At 56.4% G+C, this 25,546-nt stretch carries 22 protein-coding genes; 5 read left to right on the top strand and 17 right to left on the bottom strand.

Going from position 1 to position 25,546, the window contains the following annotated elements; all coding sequences use genetic code 11:
- Window positions 1–3: 3 nt before the first annotated feature.
- Together gspE and hofC are read left to right on the top strand one after the other, a co-directional pair.
- Window positions 4–1,386 (top strand): type II secretion system protein GspE, encoded by a 1,383-nt coding sequence (gene gspE / locus INF73_RS07420; protein ID WP_059357874.1) that lies wholly within the window; start codon window positions 4–6, stop codon window positions 1,384–1,386.
- Window positions 1,376–2,560 (top strand): protein transport protein HofC, encoded by a 1,185-nt coding sequence (gene hofC / locus INF73_RS07425; protein WP_059357873.1) that lies wholly within the window; start codon window positions 1,376–1,378, stop codon window positions 2,558–2,560. Before gspE ends, hofC begins: the two co-directional genes overlap by 11 nt.
- 41 nt (window positions 2,561–2,601) lie before the next feature.
- Here the strand turns inward: hofC and INF73_RS07430 are convergent, their stop codons facing one another.
- Complete coding sequence (locus tag INF73_RS07430; protein WP_028015519.1) at window positions 2,602–3,645, bottom strand: GMP reductase; 1,044 nt, start codon at window positions 3,643–3,645, stop codon at window positions 2,602–2,604.
- 228 nt (window positions 3,646–3,873) lie between these two features.
- Here INF73_RS07430 and coaE point away from each other — a divergent pair, with 228 nt between their 5' ends.
- From coaE to yacG, 3 genes are read left to right on the top strand one after another with little or no spacing between them, the layout of a single operon-like run.
- A complete protein-coding gene (coaE, locus tag INF73_RS07435) occupies window positions 3,874–4,494 on the top strand; it encodes a dephospho-CoA kinase (RefSeq protein WP_041911241.1) in 621 nt (206 codons plus the stop codon).
- A complete protein-coding gene (gene zapD, locus INF73_RS07440) occupies window positions 4,494–5,237 on the top strand; it encodes a cell division protein ZapD (RefSeq protein ID WP_193541106.1) in 744 nt (247 codons plus the stop codon). Before coaE ends, zapD begins: the two co-directional genes overlap by 1 nt.
- Window positions 5,238–5,246: 9 nt before the next feature.
- A complete protein-coding gene (gene yacG / locus INF73_RS07445; protein WP_028015516.1) occupies window positions 5,247–5,441 on the top strand; it encodes a DNA gyrase inhibitor YacG in 195 nt (64 codons plus the stop codon).
- Between the two features lie 34 nt (window positions 5,442–5,475).
- On the opposite strand, the gene mutT is transcribed toward yacG, so the two are convergent.
- From mutT to INF73_RS07525, 16 genes are all read right to left on the bottom strand, one after another.
- Entirely contained in the window at window positions 5,476–5,868 is a 393-nt protein-coding gene (mutT, locus tag INF73_RS07450; protein ID WP_028015515.1) for an 8-oxo-dGTP diphosphatase MutT, read from the bottom strand.
- 57 nt (window positions 5,869–5,925) lie between these two features.
- A complete protein-coding gene (gene secA, locus INF73_RS07455) occupies window positions 5,926–8,631 on the bottom strand; it encodes a preprotein translocase subunit SecA (protein WP_045259459.1) in 2,706 nt (901 codons plus the stop codon).
- Between the two features lie 58 nt (window positions 8,632–8,689).
- Window positions 8,690–9,193: a secA translation cis-regulator SecM gene (gene secM, locus INF73_RS07460; protein WP_193541104.1), complete on the bottom strand. Its 504-nt coding sequence runs from the start codon at window positions 9,191–9,193 to the stop codon at window positions 8,690–8,692.
- 280 nt (window positions 9,194–9,473) lie between these two features.
- The gene (gene lpxC / locus INF73_RS07465) at window positions 9,474–10,391 is read right to left on the bottom strand and encodes a UDP-3-O-acyl-N-acetylglucosamine deacetylase (RefSeq protein ID WP_006810110.1); all 918 of its coding nucleotides are present in this window, start codon (window positions 10,389–10,391) and stop codon (window positions 9,474–9,476) included.
- 101 nt (window positions 10,392–10,492) lie between these two features.
- Complete coding sequence (gene ftsZ / locus INF73_RS07470) at window positions 10,493–11,644, bottom strand: cell division protein FtsZ (protein ID WP_008501978.1); 1,152 nt, start codon at window positions 11,642–11,644, stop codon at window positions 10,493–10,495.
- Between the two features lie 63 nt (window positions 11,645–11,707).
- Window positions 11,708–12,964 (bottom strand): cell division protein FtsA, encoded by a 1,257-nt coding sequence (ftsA, locus tag INF73_RS07475; RefSeq protein WP_006173845.1) that lies wholly within the window; start codon window positions 12,962–12,964, stop codon window positions 11,708–11,710.
- Entirely contained in the window at window positions 12,961–13,803 is an 843-nt protein-coding gene (gene ftsQ, locus INF73_RS07480; RefSeq protein WP_045259458.1) for a cell division protein FtsQ, read from the bottom strand. The genes ftsA and ftsQ overlap by 4 nt, the downstream gene beginning before the upstream one ends.
- A gap of 1 nt (window position 13,804) precedes the next feature.
- Window positions 13,805–14,725: a D-alanine--D-alanine ligase gene (locus INF73_RS07485; protein WP_041911244.1), complete on the bottom strand. Its 921-nt coding sequence runs from the start codon at window positions 14,723–14,725 to the stop codon at window positions 13,805–13,807.
- Window positions 14,718–16,193: a UDP-N-acetylmuramate--L-alanine ligase gene (gene murC / locus INF73_RS07490; protein ID WP_028015510.1), complete on the bottom strand. Its 1,476-nt coding sequence runs from the start codon at window positions 16,191–16,193 to the stop codon at window positions 14,718–14,720. The genes INF73_RS07485 and murC overlap by 8 nt, the downstream gene beginning before the upstream one ends.
- Window positions 16,194–16,249: 56 nt before the next feature.
- Entirely contained in the window at window positions 16,250–17,314 is a 1,065-nt protein-coding gene (gene murG, locus INF73_RS07495) for an undecaprenyldiphospho-muramoylpentapeptide beta-N-acetylglucosaminyltransferase (protein WP_028015509.1), read from the bottom strand.
- Complete coding sequence (gene ftsW, locus INF73_RS07500) at window positions 17,311–18,555, bottom strand: cell division protein FtsW (protein WP_028015508.1); 1,245 nt, start codon at window positions 18,553–18,555, stop codon at window positions 17,311–17,313. Before ftsW ends, murG begins: the two co-directional genes overlap by 4 nt.
- Window positions 18,555–19,871 carry a UDP-N-acetylmuramoyl-L-alanine--D-glutamate ligase gene (gene murD / locus INF73_RS07505; protein ID WP_193541102.1) on the bottom strand — a complete coding sequence of 439 codons (1,317 nt, stop codon included), beginning with the start codon at window positions 19,869–19,871 and terminating at the stop codon, window positions 18,555–18,557. The genes ftsW and murD overlap by 1 nt, the downstream gene beginning before the upstream one ends.
- Window positions 19,872–19,873: 2 nt before the next feature.
- Window positions 19,874–20,956 carry a phospho-N-acetylmuramoyl-pentapeptide-transferase gene (gene mraY / locus INF73_RS07510; RefSeq protein ID WP_008501985.1) on the bottom strand — a complete coding sequence of 361 codons (1,083 nt, stop codon included), beginning with the start codon at window positions 20,954–20,956 and terminating at the stop codon, window positions 19,874–19,876.
- Window positions 20,950–22,308 carry a UDP-N-acetylmuramoyl-tripeptide--D-alanyl-D-alanine ligase gene (gene murF / locus INF73_RS07515; protein ID WP_193541100.1) on the bottom strand — a complete coding sequence of 453 codons (1,359 nt, stop codon included), beginning with the start codon at window positions 22,306–22,308 and terminating at the stop codon, window positions 20,950–20,952. The genes mraY and murF overlap by 7 nt, the downstream gene beginning before the upstream one ends.
- Window positions 22,305–23,792, bottom strand: a complete 1,488-nt coding sequence (murE, locus tag INF73_RS07520) for a UDP-N-acetylmuramoyl-L-alanyl-D-glutamate--2,6-diaminopimelate ligase (protein WP_193541098.1) — start codon at window positions 23,790–23,792, stop codon at window positions 22,305–22,307. The genes murF and murE overlap by 4 nt, the downstream gene beginning before the upstream one ends.
- Window positions 23,779–25,545 (bottom strand): peptidoglycan glycosyltransferase FtsI, encoded by a 1,767-nt coding sequence (locus tag INF73_RS07525; protein WP_028015504.1) that lies wholly within the window; start codon window positions 25,543–25,545, stop codon window positions 23,779–23,781. Before INF73_RS07525 ends, murE begins: the two co-directional genes overlap by 14 nt.
- Window position 25,546: the final 1 nt, after the last annotated feature.

A 25,546-nucleotide genomic window follows, 5' to 3' on the forward strand; every position in this document is an offset into this window, starting at 1 on the left:
ATAATGAACACCGATCAACTCGTGGCGCTTTGTCTTCGCCACCATGCCCTGCTGCTCACCAGTGACAGCGACATGATTAGCATCGCCGTCGTGGGAACCCCCGCGCCTGAACTGATGGAGGCCCTGCGCTTCGCGACCCAGAAGCGGATTGATATCGAATGCTGGAGCGCTGAACGCATGGAAAAGCACCGGCAGTTAACCGCGCAATCGCATCTGCCCGTCGTTTCGCAACCCCACTCCGCGGTGGACATCCTCAACCACACGCTGCAGCAGGCAGTAAACCAGCGCGCGTCTGACATCCATATCGAACCAATGGAGCACGCGTGCCAGATCCGCTTACGTATCGACGGGGTACTTTATCCGCAGCCTCCCCTTTCCGCCGCGCTGGCGACGATGCTCAGCGCCCGGTTAAAAGTGCTGGGTAATCTGGATATTGCGGAACGACGCTTGCCGCAGGACGGTCAGTTTACGATTGAGCTGACAAACGAGCCGGTCTCGTTTCGTATCGCCACGCTTCCATGCAACGGCGGTGAGAAAATTGTGCTGCGTTTGCTACATCAGGTTCAGCAGGCGCTGGAACCGAACGCGCTTGGCATGAGCGCTAAACAGCTGGCCTGTTTTAATGAGGTACTCCACCAGCCTCAGGGGCTAATTCTGGTCACCGGCCCGACGGGCAGCGGCAAAACCGTAACGCTCTACAGCGCGCTGCAGGCGCGTAACACCCCTGACGTCAACATCTGCAGCGTGGAGGATCCCATCGAGATCCCGCTTGCGGGGTTAAATCAGACGCAGGTTAACCCCCGCGCGGGCTTAACATTCCAGAGCGTACTGAGAGCGCTGCTCCGTCAGGATCCGGACATCATTATGGTCGGGGAAATTCGCGATGGTGAAACGGCAGAAATTGCCATTAAAGCCGCGCAGACCGGGCATCTTGTATTGTCGACGCTGCACACCAACTCGACGACGGAAACCCTCATTCGTCTGGAGCAGATGGGCGTGGCGCGCTGGATGATCTCTTCCGCGCTTTCGATGGTGATTGCCCAGCGGCTGGTTCGGCGCCTTTGCCCGCACTGCCGACAGAAAACAGGGGAGCATACGGACCTGCCGCGCTCGGTTTGGCCGCGGCAACTTCCTCGCTGGCAGCCTGCAGGCTGCGATCGTTGTTATCACGGTTTTTACGGGCGCGTGGCCATTTTTGAAGTACTTGCGATCGATAATCCCCTACGCCAGGCTATTGCCAGCGGGGCAGGCACCGAGGTGATTGAAGCCAGCGCCCGACAGGCTGGACTCATCTCGCTGTTTGAACACGGCTGCATGGCCGTTGAACAAGGGATGACCACGCTTGAAGAGTTAGTGCGTGTTCTGGGTATGCCCAATGGCTGCTAATCAACTCTGGCGCTGGCGAGCAATCTCCGCTGAAGGAGAACCCCGAAACGGGGTACTCTGGGCCACCGACCGCAACGCAGCCTTCACCAGGCTGATGCGTAACGACCTCCATCCTCTGGCCCTGACTCGATGCGCTCAAAGGCACCGCTGGCGTCCACATCACTGCTACGAGATGTTTCGTCAGCTCGCAACGCTCCTGCAGGCCGGGCTGACGCTCGCGCATAGTCTGCAAATGCTGGCAGACCAACATCCAGTAGAACCGTGGCGGGGGCTACTGCAAAACGTTGCCGATGAACTCAGTGAAGGCTGTCCTTTTTCTGAGGCGCTCAAACGGTGGCCAGCGGTCTTTAGCCCACTGCATATCTCAATGGTGAAAACCGGAGAGCTAACGGGGAAGCTTGAAGCGTGCTGCCGAGCGCTTGCAGAGCAGCAAAAAGCGCAGCAGCAGCTCAGCGCGAAGGTGAAAAAAGCGCTGCGCTACCCGGCGATCGTCCTGACGCTGGCCGTGCTCGTCGTGCTGGCAATGGTCACCCTGGTTTTGCCCGAATTTGCCGCGATCTACAAAACCTTTAATACCCCGCTTCCGGCGCTGACGCGAATTGTTATGGGGATAGCCGCGTTTATGCAGTCATATGCCCTTGCGCTGTTCGCGATGCTGCTTGTTCCCGTAACCGCAGCCTGGCCTCTGCGACGCCATCCTCGCTGGCAGCGTATTCTGCTGAGTTTTCCCGTAATGGGCGCGCTGGCGAAAGGGCAAAAACTGGGGCAGATCTTCACCGTGCTGTCGCTCACGCAGCAGGCGGGCATAGCATTCTTACAGGGGCTTGAAAGTGCAGAAGAGACTGTTGAAAGCCGGTACTGGCAGGGAATACTCCGCAGCATACGCGAGAACATTGAAAAAGGTCTCCCCGTCTGGTCGTCCTTTCAGAAGGCGGCAATGTTTACCCCGCTCTGTATTCAGCTTTTACGAACCGGCGAGATGTCAGGTTCGCTGGACGTCATGCTGGCAAACCTTGCTCGCCATCACACGGAACAGACCTTTCAACGGGCAGACAACCTGGCGGCGCTTCTGGAGCCACTGCTCCTGGTTGTTACGGGGGTTATCATCGGCACGCTGGTGGTGGCAATGTATCTGCCGATTTTCCATCTGGGAGATGCGATGAGCGCGGGGTAGTGCAGCAGCGCTGGCGCACGAGCATGCGCCAGCGAAAGCCATTACAGGCTATTGAAAACGCGGTTTTCCTGCTCCTGAACGCGAATAAACGTTGTGCGTTTCGTCAGCTCTTTCAGGCGGGATGCACCCACGTAGGTACAGGCTGAGCGCAGGCCGCCCAGGATGTCGCGCGCGGTGTTTTCAACCGGGCCGCGCAGAGGCAGCTTCACGGTTTTGCCTTCTGCCGCACGGTATTTTGCCACGCCACCGACGTGGCGGGTCATAGCGGATTCAGAGCTCATACCGTAGAACAGCATGAATTTCTCGCCGTTCTCTTCCACCACGGTGCCGCCGCTCTCTTCGTGGCCTGCCAGCATACCGCCGAGCATGACGAAGTCCGCGCCGCCGCCAAAGGCCTTTGCGACATCGCCCGGCATGGTGCAACCGCCGTCGCTGATGATCTGGCCGCCCAGGCCGTGCGCCGCGTCGGCACATTCAATGACCGCGGAAAGCTGCGGATAACCAACTCCGGTTTTCACGCGCGTGGTGCATACGGAGCCCGGGCCAATGCCCACTTTCACGATGTCGGCACCGGAAAGGATCAGCTCTTCACACATTTCACCGGTCACCACGTTGCCCGCAATGATAGTTTTGGTCGGCCAGGCTTCGCGAGCCTTGCTGACGAACTGCACGAAGTGCTCGGAGTAACCGTTCGCCACATCAATACAAACGAAGCTAAGCGCCGGGTTGGCATTCAGGATCTGTTTGGTTTTCTCGAAATCGGCATCGGAAGTACCGGTGGAAACCATCACGTGCTTCACCACGTCAGCAGAGGCGGACGCAACAAACGCATTCCACTCTTCAGGAGTGTAGTGCTTGTGGACTGCAGTAAGAATATCGAACTGAGCCAGCGCCGTTGCCATCTCAAAGGTACCGACTGTATCCATGTTGGCAGCAATGATTGGCACGCCAGACCACGTCTGACCGGAATGCTTAAAGGTGAATTGACGTTCGAGTTCAACGTCTGAGCGACTTTTCAGTGTAGAGCGTTTAGGGCGGATAAGAACGTCTTTGAAACCTAACTTCAGATCTTCTTCGATACGCATGTGCGGATTCCTGGGGTTAGAGGCAAATATGTTAAAAGCACAACTCCAGTGACGCTATCATACGCACTAATACCTGCTCCGCAAGACTGCGAAATTCTCTTTTTTTACGCTACAATCCTATAAATTTACCTGGTAAAAAGCCGGTAAAGAGAATCAAACAATTACTGTCGCACGTTTGTTTTTTAAGCAACTGATTTCCATAATGAATAATTCCCAGGATTTGATTTAATGGGGTATATCGTCGCAGTAACCGGCGGCATCGGTAGTGGCAAAAGTACCGTTGCGGACGCGTTTTCTCGTCTCGGCATCGCGATTATTGATGCTGATATTATTGCCCGTCAGGTGGTAGAGCCCAATACACCCGCGCTAAAGGCCATCGCCGACCATTTCGGTCAGGCAATCATCAATGCCGATGGCACACTGAACCGCCGTCAGCTTCGCGAATATATTTTTTCCGATTCTGCGGAAAAAGCCTGGCTTAATGCCCTGCTCCACCCCATTATCCACCAGGAAACTCAGCGTCAGATAGCCGCAGCCCGCTCGCCCTATGTCCTGTGGGTGGTTCCGCTCCTGGTAGAAAATCAGTTGTATAAGAAAGCCAATCGGGTATTGGTGATTGATGTCACACCCGAGACGCAAATCCAGCGAACCATGACGCGCGACCACGTCTCGCGTGAACATGCTGAACAAATTCTTGCCGCTCAGGCCACTCGCGCTCAGCGCCTTGCCGTTGCGGATGATGTTATTGATAATAACGGCGCACCAGATGCCATTGCATCGGATGTTGCCCGCCTGCACGAGCAGTATCTAACCTTCGCCGCGCAGGCCGTTGCACAGGAAAAACCATAATGTCGACTCACATCCTTTTTGAGCACCCGCTTAATGAAAAAATGCGTACCTGGCTGCGCATTGAATTTCTCATCCATCAGCTTTCACAACATCTGCCTGTTAACGATCATGCCACGGCGTTGCACTTCTTTCGCAACGTAGGCGATCTGCTGGATGTGATTGAACGTGGCGATGTCCGCACGGAGTTGTTGAAAGAGCTGGAGCGCCAGCAGCGTAAATTACAGGCCTGGGCCGAAGTACCGGGCGTGGATCAAAGTCGAATTGACGCCTTACGCCAGCAGTTGAAAAACAGCAGCACGACGCTGATGGCCGCGCCGCGCGTTGGGCAATATTTACGAGAAGACCGTTTGATAGCGCTGGTGCGCCAGCGCCTGAGCATACCGGGCGGTTGCTGTAGCTTTGATCTGCCAACGCTGCATATGTGGCTGCATATGCCGCAGGAACAGCGCGATCGCCAGGTAAACAGCTGGCTGGGTAGCCTGGAGCCGATGAATCAGACGCTATCGCTGATCCTTGATCTTGTGCGTAACTCTGCCCCGTTCCGCAAGCAAACCAGTCTCAACGGTTTTTATCAGGACAACGGCGACGACGCCGATCTTCTGCGTCTAAATTTGTCTCTTGGCGAGCAGCTTTATCCACAAATTTCCGGGCATAAAAGCCGTTTCGCGATCCGCTTTATGCCGCTGGACAGTGAAAATGGCACCGTGCCGGAACGCCTCGATTTTGAACTGGCCTGTTGTTAAGGAGTGCCAATGTCTGACGTCACCACCGTAAACTGCCCAACCTGTGGGAAAACTGTCGTCTGGGGAGAAGTGAGTCCGTTTCGCCCGTTCTGCTGCAAGCGCTGTCAGCTCATTGATCTGGGCGAATGGGCGGCGGAAGAGAAACGAATTCCGAGCGAAGGCGACCTCTCGGATAGCGATGACTGGAGCGAAAGCCAGCAGTAACGTTCAAAGCCTGCTGGCGATTCGTTCGGCAGGCCTACATGTTTGTCGCTAAGCGGCGGATCACAGGCTCATTGGCTGGCGGGAATTTGTCGGCATCACTGACCTGAAGTTCCACCCAGTTACCCGGCTGTCCCTCTTTTCCCCAGGGTTCACCTTCCCAGCTTTCCACAAGCCAGAACCACAGCGTGATGTGCCTGTCGGGAAACTGATACTCCAGCTTATCGAACAGCGTGGCGCCAAGCGGGGTAATCCCCACCTCTTCCTGCAGCTCACGCACCAGCGCCTCTTCCGGTGTTTCTCCTGATTCGATTTTCCCGCCAGGAAACTCCCACTTGTTCGCCATATGGGCGTCAGCAGCGCGCTGGGTGATGAAGATTTGGTTTTGCGGGTTGCGAATAATCCCGACGGCAATTTGCAGTATTTTCATAGCGTCACTCCCATAAAAAAGGCGCAGATATCTGCGCCTTTTCAGTTAGTTATGTTCTTAGCTCAGGCGGCCGTGGCACGCCTTGTATTTTTTACCGGAACCACACGGGCACGGATCGTTACGACCGACTTTACGATCGCCGGTCTGCGCGGCGATCGCTGCTGCGGCTTCGCTTTCGTCAGTCTGGTGGCTCAGCTGTTGCATCTGCGCCAGACGCTCAGCTTCTTCACGACGCTGCTGCTCCATCGCTTCCACTTCTTCCGGCATGCGCACCTGAACCTTGCTCAGGGTGCTGATCACTTCGTACTTCAGTGACTCCAGCATAGAGGCAAACATGGAGAAGGATTCACGCTTGTATTCCTGCTTCGGATCTTTCTGCGCATAGCCGCGCAGGTGGATACCCTGACGCAGGTAGTCCATCGCCGCCAGGTGCTCTTTCCACAGGGAGTCCAGCGTCTGCAGCATCACGCCTTTTTCGAAGTGACGCATCATCTCAGCGCCAACCACTTCTTCCTTACGCTTATAAACCTCCAGCGCGGTTTCAAAGATACGTTCGCGCAGGGTCTCTTCATGCAGCTCAGGCTCTTTATCCAGCCACTCTTTGATTGGCAGATCGAGATCGAAGTCGTTTTTCAGACGTTCCTGCAGGCCTTCAACGTCCCACATCTCTTCCAGAGACTGCGGTGGAATATGCGCGTCGATGGTGGCTTTGAACACATCTTCGCGGATGCTGTTGATGGTTTCGCTCACGTCGGACACGTCCAGCAGTTCGTTACGCTGGGTGTAGATCGCGCGACGCTGATCGTTGGCCACGTCATCATATTCCAGCAGCTGCTTACGAATATCGAAGTTGCGGCTTTCAACTTTACGCTGGGCGTTAGCGATCGCTTTAGTCACCCATGGGTGCTCAATGGCTTCACCAGGCTTCATGCCCAGCTTACGCATCATGCCGGACACGCGGTCGGAGGCGAAAATACGCATCAGCGCATCTTCCATAGACAGGTAGAAGCGGGAAGAACCGGCATCACCCTGACGGCCCGCACGGCCGCGCAGCTGGTTGTCGATACGACGAGATTCGTGACGCTCGGTACCGATGATGTGCAGACCACCGGATGCCAGCACCGCGTCGTGACGCACCTGCCAGTCGGCTTTGATCTGCTCGATCTGCTCTGGCGTTGGGTTTTCCAGCTCAGCGACTTCAGCCTGCCAGCTACCGCCGAGCATAATATCGGTACCACGACCCGCCATGTTGGTGGCGATGGTCACGGCTGCCGGATAGCCCGCCTGAGCAACAATGTCCGCTTCTTTAGCGTGGAACTTGGCGTTCAGAACGTTGTGCTTGATGCCTGCTTTGGTCAGCTCATTGGAAACCACCTCGGATTTCTCGATGGAGATGGTCCCCACCAGAACCGGCTGACCATTGGCAGTACGGTCGCGAATATCTTCGATGATCGCCTGAATTTTTTCCGCTTCGGTCATGTACACCAGGTCCGGCATATCCTTACGGATCATCGGACGGTTGGTTGGCACAACCACGGTATCCAGCTTGTAGATGGAGCTGAATTCAAACGCTTCGGTATCTGCGGTACCGGTCATCCCCGCCAGCTTCTCATACAGACGGAAGTAGTTCTGGAAGGTGATTGAGGCCAGCGTCTGGTTTTCGTTTTGAATGTCCACGCCTTCTTTCGCTTCCACCGCCTGGTGCAGGCCATCGGACCAGCGACGACCCTGCATGGTACGGCCGGTGTGTTCATCGACAATGATGACTTCACCGTCTTTCACGATGTAATCAACGTCGCGGGTGAACAACGCGTGGGCACGCAGCGCGGCGGTTACGTGATGCATCAGCATAATGTTGCTCGGAGAGTACAGAGACTCACCTTCTTCCATAATGCCTTCAGCCACCAGCAGCTCTTCGATTTTCACCAGACCGCGTTCGGTCAGGTTCACCTGGCGCGCTTTTTCATCTACGGAGAAGTGACCTTCACCCTGGAAGGTATCGGAGTCTTCTTTCTCCTGACGCAGCAGGTGTGGAATGATTTTGTCGACTTTACGGTACATGTCAGAGCTGTCTTCGGCCGGGCCGGAGATGATCAGCGGGGTACGCGCTTCATCGATCAGAATGGAGTCAACCTCATCCACCAGCGCATAGTGCAGCTTACGCTGGACGCGCTCTTCCGGGCTGAACGCCATGTTGTCGCGCAGGTAGTCGAAGCCGTATTCGTTGTTGGTGCCGTAGGTGATGTCCGCGTTGTAGGCTTCGCGCTTGGCGGGTGCCGGCAGTCCGGACATGTTGATGCCGACGGTCATGCCGAGGAATTCGAACAGCGGACGGTTGTTTTCGGCATCACGCTGGGCCAGATAGTCGTTGACGGTAACGACGTGAACGCCCTTACCGGTCAGTGCATTCAGGTAAGCCGGCAGCGTTGCGGTCAGGGTTTTACCTTCACCAGTACGCATTTCCGCGATGCAGCGTTCGTTAAGCACCATACCGCCTAGCAATTGAACGTCGAAGTGACGCATGCCAAACACACGTTTACTCGCTTCACGCACAACGGCGAAAGCTTCCGGGATCAGGCTCTCTAAGGTTTCGCCTTTTTCCAGGCGTGCGCGGAACTCCGCGGTTTTCGCCTTCAGCTCATCATCAGAGAGCTTCTCCATCGCCGGTTCCATACCGTTGATGATGTTTACAGCTTTGCGCATACGGCGCAGGGTACGATCGTTACGACTACCAAAAACTTTGGTTAATAATTTGATTAGCATAATAAATTCTCAAACGCCCCAGACGGGCAGATAAATTAAGGTATTGAAAAAGGTTAATTTAGCTGAGGCGTTGAGGCCCGGCACGGATGCCGTGAACCTGGCTAATCCATGTCGAAACGGAGAATGATACAGGAGGAACAAACCAGGTTTGCGCCGTCTGACTCACGGTCACGGGCGGCTGGTTATCCTGCGTCAGAAGCGCATTAAGCGTATCGAGCAGGGCAAGATGCTGAGCCTGAACCGGCAGCGACTCTTCAGCAACAGGCATCGTCTGCGGCGTCATCGCGAACGACAGATGACGAATAACCGTGCGGATGGCGTGCTGCTGCCAGTAATCAACGGAGAAATTAGGACGACGGCTGGCTTCAAGCCACGCGAGATTAGTAAAGTTAACCCGCGTCGAGAGATCGTGTTTAGTTGTCGTGGAACGTGCTGGCGTCGCCGCTTCCGCACTGTTACTGAGCGCAGGCAAGCCGAAACTCGCCGCGACCATCCCTAATAAGAGATGCGGCCAGAAGTAACGTCTGCCAAATTGTCGCCAGCGCGTCAGTATTCCGCTCACTTGCTCCACCACAATCGCCCGCCAGTGCAGGCTGAGTTCAGTTATTCTTTTTTAGCGCCCAGATATTACCACTAAAGCCAATACGCAGCAGCAGGAATGACACCTTGCAGCAGGTAAAAACGGTCAATAATGCAGCGAACACACCGTTATTCGGCACCCGACAATGGCCAGGGAGTAGAGGGGCAAATCAAAGAAGGGCAGAAATAAAAACGACTGGCTTCCCTGGTCGGAGAGAGTACCAGGTGAACCAGTCGCTTTTCTTACGAAACGGCGTTAACCGTTACGCCAGGACCATAGTCGGTGCTTTGAACGCCAGCGGCAGTTCCGCTTCGTCTTCAAAGGTCACATATTCCCAGGCTTCCTGTTTTGCCAGGACGGCCTGCAACAATTTGTTGTTCAGTGCATGACCGGATTTGAACGCGGTAAATGCACCAATGATGTTGTGACCACACATGAACAGGTCGCCGATCGCATCCAGCATTTTGTGACGAACGAACTCATCTTCAAAACGCAGGCCGTCTTCGTTCAGTACGCGATAATCGTCAACAACGATGGCACAATCGAAGCTGCCGCCCAGGCACAGGCCGCGGGACTGCAGATATTCGATATCACGCATGAAGCCAAACGTACGAGCGCGGCTGATCTGGCGCATAAACGCATCAGCAGAGAAGTTCATCGCGTAGCGCTGAGTGCTGGAGTCAATCGCCGGATGGTTAAAGTCGATGGTAAAGTCCAGCGAGAAACCATTGTACGGTTTGAATTCAGCCCACTTGTCGCCATCTTCGACGCGAACGGTCTCTTTGATGCGAACAAATTTCTTCGCACAGTTCAGTTCTTCGATGCCGGCATCCAGCAACAGATAAACGAACGGCGCAGCACTACCATCCATAATCGGGATTTCTGGCGCATCGACTTCAACAATAATGTTGTCGATACCCAGACCCGCCAGGGCGGCGTTCAGGTGCTCTACGGTAGAAATCCGCACGTCATGCTCGTTCACCAGACAAGTACAGAGCATTGTATCACGCACAGATTTGGCATCGGCCGGAAAATCTACCGGTGGATTCAAGTCGGTGCGACGATAGATGACCCCGGTATTGGCCGGCGCAGGGCGTAACGTCAGTGTGACTTTCTTGCCGGTATGTAAACCGACACCCGTCGCCTGAACGATACGTTTAAGTGTCCTTTGTTTGATCATCGTATAATCTCGCCAAATTAACTATCCAACCGAGAGTGTATATCACTAACGGTGGGCCAGTTTAGCACAAAGAGCGCAAATCCCCAAATTCCAGCCAATTCTTAGTCAGCTTGCTTACGCAGGAACGCCGGGATGTCCAGATAATCTGGCTCTTTTGCCGTTTGCGGCGTTGGGTCGTTCACCACTTTCGCGGCCGGTTTTTGCTCCTGAGTCAGAGGAGACATACCGTGCTGCTGGTAACGATCCATTACCGGTTGCTGAGTCTGCTTGTTGGTCACGAGGGTGATCTCAGGACGCTTGTCCATACCGATACCGGTCGCAACAACGGTAACACGCAGCTCGTCGTTCATTTCCGGGTCAAGGGAAGTACCGATTACCACGGTCGCGTTGTCAGAAGCGAACGCGCGGATGGTATTACCCACGGTTTCGAACTCATCCAGACGCAGGTCAAAGCCAGCGGTAATGTTGACCAGCACGCCGCGCGCACCGGACAGATCGATATCTTCCAGCAGTGGAGAAGAGATAGCCATTTCAGCCGCTTCTTCCGCACGGTCTTCGCCGCTCGCCACGCCAGAGCCCATCATCGCGTAGCCCATTTCGGACATCACGGTGCGAACGTCTGCAAAGTCAACGTTCATCAGGCCAGGACGGGTAATCAGTTCTGCGATACCCTGGACCGCGCCTTTCAGCACGTCGTTTGCTGCGCCGAAGGCGTCCAGCAGGGAGATACCACGACCCAGAACTTTCAGCAGCTTGTCGTTCGGGATGGTGATCAGCGAGTCCACATGCTTGGACAGCTCGGTGATACCCTGCTCCGCGAAGGCCATACGCTTCTTGCCTTCAAAATTGAAAGGCTTGGTCACGACAGCAACGGTCAGGATACCTAAATCTTTAGCTACTTCAGCGACAACAGGTGCTGCACCGGTACCGGTACCGCCGCCCATGCCTGCTGCGATGAAGACCATGTCCGCACCTTCCAGTGCAGCACGCAGGGCTTCACGATCTTCTTCAGCCGCGTTGCGACCGACTTCCGGGTTAGCCCCAGCGCCAAGCCCTTTGGTGATGCCACCGCCGATCTGGATAGTCTGGCCAACTGCCGTTTTACGCAGTGCCTGCGCATCGGTGTTAACTGCGAAGAATTCAACACCTTCAATGCGTTCACGCACCATATGCTCTACGGCGTTACCGCCGCCGCCACCGACGCCGATGACTTTAATCACCGCGTCGTTGGTCAGTTCCATAGGTTCAAACATAATTTCTCTCTCCGTTGTGCCTGTCGCCCGAGACCGCTAATTCTCTCCGGTCTCTTTAAAAAATTAAAACTCTTTTCGCAGCCAGTTGTTCAGTCGTTTGACCCACGACCCCACTGAGACGCGTTTTTCCACTTCCGCTTCACCACTGAGATGAGATTCCTTCCCGTAGTGGAGCAGGCCCACAGCCGTTGAATAGTACGGCTCCTGAGCATAATCCGTTAAACCGGTAATATTCAGCGGCGCACCAATACGCACCTGCGTATGGAACACGCGCTGAGCGCAGGCCGCAAGACCTTCAATTTGCGCTGCACCGCCGGTTAACACAATCCCCGCCGCAAGATGATGCTTAACACCCTGCTGACGAAGCTGTTCCTGAAGCTGTAAAATCTCTTCGTTGACCAGGTTGAGCAGCTCGGTATAGCGCGGCTCAATTACCTCTGCCAACGTCTGGCGCTGCAGGCTACGCGGCGGACGGCCGCCCACGCTCGGCACCTCAACGCTCTCATCTTTACCAACGATAGACCCCAGCGCACAGCCGTGGCGTACTTTAATCGCTTCTGCATCGCTCGGTGGCGTACCAAAAGCGTAAGCAATATCGCTGGTCACAACGTTCCCTGCGTAAGGGATCACTTTGGTGTGGCGCAGCGCACCGCCGGTATACACGGCCATGTCCATTGTACCACCACCGATATCCACCACACAGACACCCAGTTCACGTTCGTCTTCGGTCAGCACGGAATAACTTGCCGCCAGACCGGCGAAAATAAGTTGGTCAACTTTCAGGCCACAACGTTCAACGGCTTTTACGATGTTCTTCGCCATATCGTTGTGACATGTGATCAGGTGCACTTTTGCCTGCATACGCACGCCAGACAGACCAACCGGGTTCTTGATCCCTTCCTGGTAGTCAATCGCATATTCCTGCGGGATCACGTGCAGCACGCGATGCTCATCGCGAACGCGCACGGACTTCGCCGTATGCACAACGTTTTCAACGTCTTCCTGCGTCACTTCTTCTTCAGAAATCGGCACCATACCGATTTCGTTCTGGCAGCTAATGTGCTTGCCAGAAAGGGCCAGATAGACAGAAGAAATCTGGCAATCTGCCATTAATTCAGCCTGGTCGATGGCGCGCTGTACGCATTTCACCACCGACTCAAGGTCGTTTACCCCACCTTTATCCATACCACGGGACGGGCAACTGCCCACGCCAATGATATTGACCATACCGTCGGGCAGAACTTCCCCTACTAAAGCGGCAACCTTCGCGGTGCCAATCTCCAGTCCAACTACCAGTTTTCTGTCCGTCGCCTTGATCATTGTTGTTCTGCCTGTACCTGTGCCTGATTCTGTTGCTGATTAGGTTCCTCGACCGGAGCCGGCTCCCAACCGACTGCTGCGCCTGAGTCATAGCGCAAATCAACGTAGCTTATCCGTTTGCCGTCCGCCTGCGCCTGCTGTTGTAAAACCGGGTAAAGTTCTACAAAACGCGCAAGACGTTTCATTGTGTCGCCGCGTCCCAGGTTGAGCTTAATGCCGTTCGTCAACGTCAGCTGCCAGGAGCGGCGCGCCGTCATCGCAGCATCTTTTAACGTAAACCTGTCCTTCGCCAGCACCTGCCCCATTTCACGAAAACCCTGCAATACTTCGTTTTCGCTGCCTTCAGGGCCATACAACATCGGTAAATTTTGCTTGTTGACTCGATCGCTCGGGACGCTGAAGGAATTTCCGTCGACGTCAACCATGTGCTGATCATTCCAACGCGCAATGGGCACATATTCAACCAGATGAATCTTCAATTCATCAGGCCATTGTTTTCTGACACTCGCCTGTTTTATCCATGGCAGACGTTCAATCTGGCTCTGGATAATATTGACGTCCTGCGTCATAAAGGTGCCGGGCGATCCCAGCGCCAGAATAGACTGGCGAATATCATCGTTACGCGTGTAGTGACGCTCGCCGGTCACCACCAGCTTTGACAGCGGCAACCGCTGTGCGTCTTCCATCCAGCCCAGCACCATCCAGCCGCTGATAAACACGGTGCACAGCACCCCGAGCAGGAAAATTATCCCTGCAAGACGCGTTCCATTACTCCGGCGTGAAGAAGTGTATTCTTCTTCGTCATCGCGGTTGCGCGTGTTCAATGCAGCCTGAGACATATCAGCCCGCCTGGTCCAGAATACGTACGACTAACTGCGAGAAGCTCATTCCCGCCTGACGCGCCGCCATCGGCACAAGGCTGTGGCTGGTCATTCCCGGTGAGGTATTGGCTTCCAGCAGATAAAACTGCCCGTCATTGTCCTGCATCACATCAATGCGTCCCCAGCCGCTGCAGCCCAAAACATTCCAGGCTTTAAGCACCAGGGACTGTAATTCGGCTTCGCGCTCTGCTTCAAGACCACAAGGGCAGAAATATTGCGTCTCATCAGAGAGATACTTCGCCTCATAATCATAGAAGACTCCGGCGGGTTGGATGCGAATTGACGGTAAAATTTCTTCGCCAAGCATCGCGACGGTAAATTCCGGCCCGCTGAGCCATTTTTCAATCAGAACTTCTTCATCGTGTTGAAATGCCAGCGCTAAAGCAGATGTTAAATCTTCAGCTTTATCGACCTTTGACATCCCGACGCTCGACCCTTCCCTGCTCGGCTTTACAATAACCGGTAAGCCCAGTGCCGCAATGCGTGTATTAACGCTGTCCGACAGGCCCAATTCAAATTCGCCGCGCGTCAGCGCCACCCACGGCGCAACGGGTAAACCCGCTCCCTGCCAGAGTAACTTACTGCGCAGTTTATCCATAGAGATGGCGGATGCCATCACGCCGCTGCCGGTGTAAGGCAGGCCGATCAGCTCCAGAAGCCCTTGCAGGGTTCCGTCTTCACCGCCACGACCATGTAACGCGATAAAGACCTTATCGAAGCCCATCGCTTTTAATTGCGTCACGTCGACCTCTTTTGGATCGACAATATGTGCGTTTACGCCGCCTTCACGCAGGCCCGCCAGCACGGCAGCGCCGGAATTCAGAGAAACCTCGCGCTCGGCGGAGTTGCCGCCAGAGAGGACTGCAATCTTATCAGCCATGATGCTCATCCTCCTGGGTTTGCGGCTTCAGTTTGATTTCAGCTAAGGTACGGGCGATCTTGCCGATATTTCCCGCACCCTGAATCAGGATGAGATCGTTACCGGTCAGGACCGGTGCCAGAATTTCCGCCACCTGTGCCGGGTCAGAAACCAGAATAGGGTCAACTTTACCGCGCCCGCGGATGGTACGACACAGGGAACGGCTGTCTGCGCCTGGAATTGGCGTTTCGCCAGCGGCGTAAACATCCAGCATCAGCAGGGTATCCACCTGTGACAGCACGCTGGCGAAATCGTCATACAGATCGCGGGTACGCGTGAAGCGGTGCGGCTGGAAGATCATCACCAGATTCTTCTCCGGCCAGCCCGCGCGTGCGGCTTTGATGGTCGCGTCGACTTCCGTCGGATGGTGACCGTAGTCGTCCACCAGCATCGCGGTACCTGGCTTACCATTCACCGCATCCAGCGGGAACTCGCCGAGGAAGTCGAAGCGACGCCCTGTCCCCTGGAAGCTTTCCAGCGCGCGCAGGATCGCCTCATCATCAATGCCTTCTTCCGTCGCAACAGCCACTGCCGCTGCGGCGTTAAGTGCGTTATGGCGCCCTGGCGCATTCAGCGTGACGTGCAGCAGCTCTTTGTCCTGACGCGCCAGAGTGAAATGCCCCTGCGCACCAATCTGTTTGTACTCTTCCACGCGGACGTCAGCGTCTTCGCTGAAGCCGTAGGTGGTGATTTGACGACCGACGCGCGGCAGCAGCTCGCGGATCACCGGGTCGTCCACGCACATCACCGCGCGGCCATAAAACGGCAGGTTGTGCAGGAAGTTGATGAAGGTCTGCTTTAAGTTTTCGAAGTCGCCCTGGTAGGTATCCATATGGTCGGCTTCGATATTGGTGACAATCGCCACCATCGGCTGCAGGTGCAGGAACGACGCGTCGCTCTCATCCGCTTCCGCAATCAGATAACGGCTGTGGCCCAGACGCGCATGGACGCCTGCGGCTTTCACCAGACCGCCATTGACAAACGTCGGATCGAGACCCGCTTCCGCATAAATGCTGGAAACCATCGCCGTGGTCGTGGTTTTACCGTGGGTACCGGCAATCGCAATGCCGTGACGGAACCGCATCAGTTCCGCCAGCATTTCTGCGCGGCGGATCACCGGAATGCGCGCTTCGTGCGCGGCAACGATTTCCGGATTGTCAGAGGAGATGGCGCTCGATACCACCACCACGCTTGCATCGCGCACGTTTTCCGGGCGATGGTTGAAATAGATAGTCGCCCCAAGCGACGCCAGCTGCTGCGTGACAGGGTTTGGCGCCAGGTCAGACCCGCTGATCTGATAACCTTCGTTAGCTAACACTTCGGCAATACCGCCCATGCCGGCACCACCGATGCCAACAAAGTGAATGTGCCGGACGCGACGCATCTCGGGCACGATTGAACGCAGTTTTGCCAGTTGTTGTGTATTCATTCTCTAAACGCCATCGACTACTTAAAATTCGTGCAGCGCAACACGCGCTGCGAGGGTTAAGCCTGGGCTGCCAGGCTCACTTCTTTTGCCACCCGTTCTGTCGCATCCGGGATAGCGGCAGCGCGCGCGCGCTGCGCCATCTCCAGCAGTGCGTCTCTGTTCCAGCCCGCCAGGGTGGTGGCGACCGCATCGGCGGTAAAGTGTGGCTGCTCAAAAATTTTCGCCGCGCCGGCTTTCTCAAGCGGCAGCGCGTTCCAGTACTGCTGTCGGTCTTTGTGCTGGAACGGCACGAACAGCGCTGGCAAGCCGGCGGCGGCGATTTCGCTCACCGTCAGCGCGCCAGAGCGGCAGACCACGACATCGGCCCAGGCATAGGCTGCGGCCATATCGTCAATAAATTCCGTCACTTTATGCTGCGGCTGGCCTTCATCAGCGTACGCCTGCTCAACGGTCTGCTGAGCGCCTTTACCGCTTTGGTGCCAGATAGTCACGGCATCACCCAGCTTTGCCGCCACCTGCGGCATTGTCTGATTCAGAATGCGCGCACCCTGAGAACCACCAACGACCAAAACACGAACCGGGCCTTCACGTCCCGCCAGGCGGGCATCCGGTAGAGGCAGCGCCAGCACGTCGACGCGCACCGGGTTACCCACCACGTCCGCTTTCGGAAACGCACCGGGAAACGCCTGCATCACTTTGGTGGCGATTTTCGCCAGCCACTTGTTGGTCAGACCGGCAATACCGTTCTGCTCGTGCAGAACAACGGGAATGCCTAACGACCACGCGGCCAGCCCGCCGGGACCAGAAACATAGCCGCCCATACCCAGCACCACATCGGGCTTAAAGCGCTTCATGATGGTGCGCGCCTGACGCCAGGCATTAAAAATACGCACCGGCGCCAGCAGCATGGCCTTGAGGCCTTTGCCTCGCAGGCCGGAAATACGAATAAAGTCGATCTCAATACCGTGCTTCGGTACCAGGTCGGCTTCCATGCGGTCTGCGGTTCCCAGCCAGCGTACCTGCCAGCCCTGCTCCATTAAATGGTGCGCAACCGCCAGCCCCGGGAACACGTGTCCACCGGTACCGCCTGCCATCACCATTAACCGCTTCGGTTGATTCATCGTGAACCTCGTGTAAACGCCTGGGCTTTCTCCAGACGCGTCTCATAATCTATGCGTAACAAAAACATAATGGCCGTCGACATGATCAACAGGCTCGAACCACCATAGCTGATCAGCGGCAACGTCAGACCTTTGGTCGGCAGCATACCCGCTGCGGCCCCGACGTTAACCAGCGCCTGGAAGCTAAACCAGATACCAATTGAGCAGGCTAAGAAGCCTGAGAAGCGGTGATCGATCTCCAGCGCTTTTCGGCCAATCGACATGGCGCGGAAAGCGACGAAGAATACCATTAAAAGCGCTAATACCACACCGATATAACCCAGTTCTTCCCCAATAATGGAGAAGATGAAGTCGGTATGCGCCTCCGGTAAATACTCCAGTTTCTGCACCGAGTTGCCCAGGCCTTGTCCCCAGACTTCACCGCGGCCAAACGCCATCAGCGACTGCGTCAGCTGGTAACCGCTACCGAACGGATCTTCCCACGGGTTCCAGAACGAGGTCACACGGCGGATACGGTAAGGCTCGGCGAGGATCAGCAGCACCACTGCTGAAATCCCCATCCCGATGATGGCGATGAACTGCCACAGCTTGGCCCCTGCCAGGAACAGCATCGCCAGCGTGGTGACAAACAGTACGACAACGGTCCCGAGGTCAGGCTGCGCCAGCAGCAGGATCGCCAGCACCAGAATGACGCCCATCGGCTTTAAGAAGCCGCGAAGGTTGTTTCGCACCTCATCGACTTTTCGCACCAGGTAGTTTGCCAGGTAGCAGAATAACGAAAGCTTGGTGAACTCCGCAGGCTGAATACGCAGCGGGCCGAAGGCGATCCAGCGTGATGCCCCGTTAACGGAGCTCCCGACAACCAGCACGATCAGCAGCATGATAATGGAGGCGATCAGCATCGCGGTACTGTGGCGCTGCCAGAACGCCATCGGCAGACGAAGCGTTACCAGCGCCAGGCAGAACGCCAGAATGATGTACAGCCCGTCACGCTTGGCGAACAGGAAGGGATCGTTCGCCAGACGCTGTCCAACGGGCATAGAGGCCGACGTCACCATGATAAAGCCGATCGCCGCCAGCCCCAGCGTCAGCCAGAACAGGGTGCGGTCGTACATAATCAGGCTATCGGAATCTTTATCCCGTGAAGCCATCACCCAGCCTTTCAGCGCCGCAAACAGCCACACCAGAATTCCAAATCCTGGCAGGCGCGGCATTTTCAGGCGAGGGAGAGATAAACGCATCAGCCTAACTCCTTCGCAAGGCGGGTAAAGACATCGCCACGCTGTTCGAAATTCTTAAACTGATCGAGGCTGGCGCACGCCGGGGAGAGCAGAACCATGTCGCCAGGCTGCACGTGCGGGGCAATCAGGCGCATCGCCTGTTCCATCGTTTCAGTTTGCTCAGCAACTTCCGGGCGTAGTTCAGCCAGCTCGCTGCCGTCACGGCCAAAGCAGTACAGGCGGATGTTATCGCCGGTGAGGTACTGTTTCAGGGAGGAGAAATCAGCAGATTTGCCGTCGCCACCCAACAGAAGATGCAGGGTGCCCTCAACGTGCAGACCGTTCAGCGCGGCCTCTGTGCTTCCCACGTTGGTCGCTTTGGAGTCGTTAATCCAGCGCACGCCGTTATGCTCCAGCGCCAGCTGGAAACGGTGTGCCAGGCCGGAAAATGTGGTCAACGCTTTCAGGCTGGAAGAGCGCGGCAGCCCTACGGCATCTGCCAGCGCCAGCGCCGCCAGGGCATTGGTATAGTTGTGCTGGCCGGAAAGCTTCATCTCCTTCACGTTCAGCACCTTTTCACCTTTCACGCGCAGCCAGGTTTCGCCCAGCTGGCGGTTCAGATGATAATCACCCATGGTGATACCAAAGCTGATGCAGCGCTCGTCCGCGCCGCGCACCGGCATGGTCAGCGCGTCGTCGGCGTTAACCACGCAAATTTTGGCATTTTCGTAAACACGCAGCTTGGCCGCGCGATACTGCTGCAGACCAAACGGATACCGATCCATATGATCTTCCGTCACGTTGAGGATCGTTGCCGCCGCCGCATGCAGGCTGGAGGTGGTTTCAAGCTGGAAGCTGGAAAGTTCCAGAACGTACAGCTCGCAGCCTTTGTCCAGCAGCATCAGCGCGGGCAGACCGATATTGCCGCCTACCCCTACGTTCATGCCTGCGGCTTTCGCCATTTCACCCACCAGGGTAGTGACGGTGCTTTTGCCATTAGAACCGGTGATCGCGATAACCGGCGCCTGCGCTTCGCGGCAGAACAGCTCGATATCGCCGACAATCTCAACGCCCGCATCCGCAGCAGCGCTCAGTGAAGGGTGCGCCAGCGCCATACCCGGGCTGGCGACAATCAGATCGGCTGCCAGCAGCCAGTCATCATTCAGACCACCAAGGTGGCGTTCAACCTGTTCCGGCAGCTTGTCCAGACCCGGCGGAGAGACACGCGTATCCATCACGCGCGGCGTCACACCGCGCGCAAGGAAAAAGTCCACGCAGGAGAGGCCAGTGAGGCCTAACCCAATGATAACGACTTTTTTACCCTGGTAATCTGCCATGATTAACGTACCTTCAGCGTTGCCAGGCCAATCAGCACCAGCATCAGCGAAATAATCCAGAAGCGCACAATCACGCGCGGCTCCGGCCAGCCTTTCAGTTCATAGTGGTGGTGGATCGGCGCCATACGGAAGATGCGCTGACCGCGCAGCTTGAAGGAGCCGACCTGCAAAATCACCGACAGGGTTTCAACCACAAACACGCCGCCCATGATCACCAGCAGGAACTCCTGACGCAGCAGCACGGCGATAATGCCGAGCGCGCCGCCCAAAGCCAGAGAACCGACGTCACCCATAAAGACCTGCGCCGGATAGGTGTTGAACCAGAGGAAGCCCAGCCCCGCGCCGACTATCGCCGTACAGACGATCACCAGCTCACCCGCGTGACGCAGATAAGGAATGTGCAGGTAGTTCGCAAAGTTCATGTTACCGGTCGCCCACGCCACCAGCGCAAAACCAGCCGCCACGAAGACGGTTGGCATAATCGCCAGACCATCCAGGCCATCGGTCAGGTTAACGGCGTTACCGGTACCAACAATCACAAAGTAGGCCAGCAGGATGTAGAACAGCCCCAGCTGCGGCATCACGTCTTTAAAGAACGGCACCACCAGTTCGGTGGCAGGCGTATCTTTTCCTGCCAGATACAGCGCGAAGGCAACGCCCAGCGCAATCACTGACATCCAGAAATACTTCCAGCGGGCAATCAGGCCCTTCGTGTCTTTGCGGACGACTTTACGGTAATCATCCACAAACCCGATAATGCCGTAGCCCACCAGTACGGTCAGCACGCACCAGACGTACGGGTTAGACGGATAGGCCCACAGCAGTACGGAAACGACGATCGCGGTCAGGATCATGATCCCGCCCATCGTCGGCGTACCGCGCTTGCTGAAGTGCGACTCCGGACCGTCGTTACGTACGACCTGGCCGAAAGAGAGTTTTTGCAGACGGGCAATCATGCGCGGGCCCATCCACAACGAGATGAACAGCGCAGTCAGCAGGCTGACGATGGCGCGAAACGTCAGATACGAAAAGACGTTAAAGCCTGAATAATATTTGACCAAATGTTCGGCCAGCCAAACTAACATGTCCCGTTCTCCTGTAATGCGTGCACAACCTCTTCCATGGCGGCACTACGTGAACCTTTCACTAACACTGTCACAATTTGTTTTTCTGTAATTAATGCCTTAAGGCGCTCAATCAACGCGGCTTTGTCGGCAAAATGTTCGCCAACGCCGCTGGCATGGCTAATCGCCTGGCTCAGTTTTCCTGCGCTCAGCACGCAGTCCAGTCCCGCCGCTTTCGCCGCTTCACCCACCTGGGTATGACAGGCTTCGCTTTCATCGCCCAGCTCCGCCATGTCGCCAACCACCATGACGCGGTAGCCCGGCATTTCAGATAGCACCTGCACCGCCGCCGTCATTGAGCCGACGTTCGCGTTGTAGGAGTCATCAAGCAGCAATTTGTTTTCTGCAAGCGGGATCGGGTACAGGCGTCCCGGCACGGCTTTCAAATTCGCCAGCCCGGTTTTAATCGCCTCGTGTGACGCTCCCACCGCCGTCGACAAGGCCGCTGCCGCCAGCGCATTGGCGATGTTATGGCGTCCCGGCAGCGGTAACAGCACGTCTACGTCACCCGTTGGGGTAGCAAGCGTGAATTCCGTACCGTGCGACGTCACATGGATATTGGTCGCGGTAAAGTCACTGTTGGCCGCGTTCGGCGAGAAGCGCCAGGTTTTACGCGAGCCAATGATGCTCTGCCAGTTCAGCCAGTCGTTGTTGTCGGCATTGAGAATGGCAATGCCGTCAGCAGGCAGACCGGTGTAGATTTCGCCTTTCGCTTTCGCCACGCCTTCCAGCGAGCCAAAACCTTCCAGATGCGCTGCCGCAAGGTTGTTCACCAGCACCGCTTCCGGGCGAGTCAGGCTCACGGTCCAGGCGATTTCGCCCTGGTGGTTTGCCCCTAACTCGATCACCGCAAATTCATGCTCTTTGGTCAGGCGAAGCAATGTCATCGGCACGCCGATGTCATTATTGAGGTTGCCTGCGGTATAAAGCGTATTACCGCACTGGCTGAGGATGGCCGCCGTCATCTCTTTCACTGACGTTTTGCCCGATGACCCGGTCAGCGCGACAACGCGAGCAGGCACCTGCTGACGAACCCAGGCGGCCAGTTCACCGAACGCGAGACGCGTATCGTTCACCACAATCTGCGGCAAATCGATATCCAGCCTGCGGCTGACCAGCAGCGCGCCAGCGCCGTTTTCTTTGGCCTGTCCGGCAAAATCATGCGCGTCAAAACGTTCGCCTTTCAGCGCCACAAACAGACAGCCCGCGGTCACTTTGCGGGTGTCGGTGGTGACCGCGTCAATGGTCAGATCCTGGCCCAGCAGCTCGCCGTGCAGTACCGCAGCGGCCTGGCTTAAGGTGATGCTAATCATGCGACGACTCCCAGCAGACGCGCTGCCGTTACGCGGTCGGAGTAGTCCAGACGACGATTGCCAACAATCTGATAGTCTTCATGACCTTTACCGGCCAGCAGAACGACATCATTTTCTTTTGCCTGCATGATGGTGTTTGTCACGGCTTCCGCGCGGCCTTCCACCACACGGGCACGACCGGCGTCCAGCATACCCGCCAGAATGTCGTTGATGATGGCGCGCGGCTCTTCGGTACGCGGATTGTCATCGGTGACCACAGGAATGTCCGCGAACTGCTCCGCAATGGCGCCCATCAGGGGACGTTTACCTTTGTCGCGATCGCCACCGCAGCCGAAGACGCACCAGAGTTTACCGGTGCAGTGCAGGCGTGCCGCTTCCAGCGCTTTTTCCAGCGCATCCGGCGTGTGGGCATAATCGACAACCACGGTCGGTTTGCCCGGCGCGCTAAACACTTCCATACGGCCGCAAACCGGCTGGAGACGCGCTGACGTTTTCAGCAGTTCCGCCATCGGATAACCCAGCGCCAGCAGCGTTGCCAGCGCCAGCAGCAGGTTGCTGACGTTGAACGCCCCCATCAGGCGGCTTTCGATTTCACCGTCACCCCAGGAAGAGGCAAAGCGGATCGTCGCGCCACTGTCGTGATAGTTAACGTCTACGGCCTTCAGCCAGCGGCCGTGGCAGTTCGGATTGATATGGTCTTCCATCGACACCGCTACCGCGTCTGGCAGCTTCGCAAGCCAGCGGCGGCCCACTTCGTCGTCGGCATTGATAATGGCCTGGCCGTAATGGTGAGTAGAGAACAGCAGCCATTTGGCGGCTTCGTAGTGTTCCATATCACCATGATAATCAAGGTGATCGCGGCTCAGGTTGGTGAACACTGAAGCAGCAAACTTCAGTGCCGCGACGCGGTGCTGTACCAGGCCGTGCGAAGAAACTTCCATTGCGGCAAAGGTTGCCCCTTGCCCTGCCAGACCGGCAAGCACGTGCTGTACGTCAACCGCCGAACCGGTGGTGTTTTCCGTCGGGCTCACTTTGCCCAGCAGGCCGTTACCCACGGTACCCATCACCGCGCCGGTTTCACCCAGCAGCTGAGCCCACTGCGCCATCAGCTGCGTGGTGGTGGTTTTTCCGTTCGTGCCCGTCACGCCAACCAGACGCAGTTGGTCGGAAGGTTCGTGATAAAAACGTCCCGCCAGTGCAGAGAGACGCTCATTCAACTGGCTGAGATAGATAACCGGCACCCCGTGCATTTCACGGATCTCACCGTCGGTTGCCTCGTCTTTAGCCTCAGCAATAATGGCAGCCACACCTTGCGCAATCGCCTGCGGGATATAACGACGCCCGTCCGCCTGATGACCAACCACCGCCACAAAAAGATCGCCAGAAGCAGCCACGCGGCTGTCCAGTACCATCTCTCGCAGTGCTCGCTCCGGTGCATTTGACACCCACGGAGCGAGAAGGTCGCGCAAATTACGATCTGCCACCTGTACCCTCGCCTTGATTAATTACAAATTCACTTTTTTCGCCCGTCGCCAGCGCATCTGGTTCAACGTTCATGGTGCGTAACACGCCACCCATGATGGCGCCAAACACAGGCGCGGAAACGGCGCCGCCGTAGTATTTACCCGCCTGTGGATCGTTAATCACGACCACCAGCGCAAAACGCGGATTGCTTGCAGGCGCAACGCCTGCGGTATAGGCAATGTATTTGTTGATGTAGCGGCCGTCTGGCCCCACCTTTTTCGCCGTACCGGTTTTAATGGCGATGCGATAGCCTTTGATGGCCGCCTTCACGCCGCCGCCGCCCGGCAGCGCCACGCTTTCCATCATGTGCACAACGGTACGAACGATGGATTCCGGGAAGATACGCTCGCCCGGAACCGGTGGATCAACTTTGGTGATGGACAGCGGGCGATAAACGCCGTAGCTGCCAATCGTTGCGTAGACTCGCGCTAACTGTAACGGGGTTACCATTAGCCCGTAGCCGAAAGAGAAGGTGGCCCTCTCTATGTCAGACCACCGTTGTTTTTGAGGATATAAGCCACTGCGTTCTCCGACCAACCCCAAATTGGTCGCCTTTCCAAGTCCAAAACGTGAGTAAGTCTCTACTAACGCTGAGGACGGCATCGCTAACGCCAGCTTTGAAACACCGACGTTACTCGACTTCTGTAACACCCCGGTCAGGGTCAATTCGCTGTAGCGCGCCACGTCTTTAATCTCGTGGCCGTTAATACGGTAAGGGATCGTGTTCAGGACCGTGTTTTCATTGACGATACCGCGCTGAAGCGCCGTCATCACCACCATCGGTTTCACCGTGGAGCCGGGTTCGAACACGTCGGTAATTGCCCGGTTACGCATCGCATCTTTTGCGGTGCCGGTAAAGTTGTTCGGGTTGTAGGAAGGACTGTTGGCCATGGCCAGCACTTCTCCGGTGCTGACATCCACCAGCACGGCGCTGCCGGATTCTGCCTTGTTAAACGCCACGGCGTTGTTCAGCTCGCGGTAGACCAGCGCCTGCAGGCGCTCGTCGATACTCAGAGCCAGGTTGTGCGCCGCCTGGCTATCCGTAGAGGAGATATCTTCGATGACGCGCCCGTAGCGGTCCTTACGCACAATTCGCTCGCCAGGCTGGCCGGTGAGCCACTTATCGAAGCTTTTTTCAACGCCTTCAATCCCCTGGCTGTCAACGTTGGTGAAGCCGATGAGGTGAGCGGTTACTTCGCCGGACGGATAGTAACGACGGGATTCTTCGCGCAGATGAATGCCCGGCAGCTTCAGTTTCCGAATGTAGTCCGCCATGTCAGGGTTAACCTGGCGCGCCAGATAGATAAAACGCCCTTTCGGGTTCGCGTTGACGCGGGAGGCTAGCTGATCCAGCGGCATTTTGAGCGCATCTGAAAGCGCTTTCCAGCGGTTATCAAGCGTGATGCCACCGGCGTCGTGCAGCTCTTTCGGATCGGCCCAGATCGCCTTCACCGGCACGCTCACCGCCAGCGGGCGACCTGAACGGTCAGTGATCATTCCGCGAGAAGTCGACACTTCCTGAACGCGAAGGGAGCGCATATCTCCCTGGCGTACCAGCATGTCAGGGGCGATGATTTGCAACCACGCCACGCGTCCCAGCAGGAAACCCAGCGCCAGTAAAATGCAGCCGCAAAGCAACGCAAAACGCCAACTGATGAAGTTGGCCTGTTCTTCCTGACGTTTTGGTTTAAGCGTTTTTGCCGCTGCTTTCATG

The organism is Enterobacter cloacae complex sp. P6RS, from assembly GCF_014982245.1.
Classification (GTDB): domain Bacteria; phylum Pseudomonadota; class Gammaproteobacteria; order Enterobacterales; family Enterobacteriaceae; genus Enterobacter; species Enterobacter bugandensis.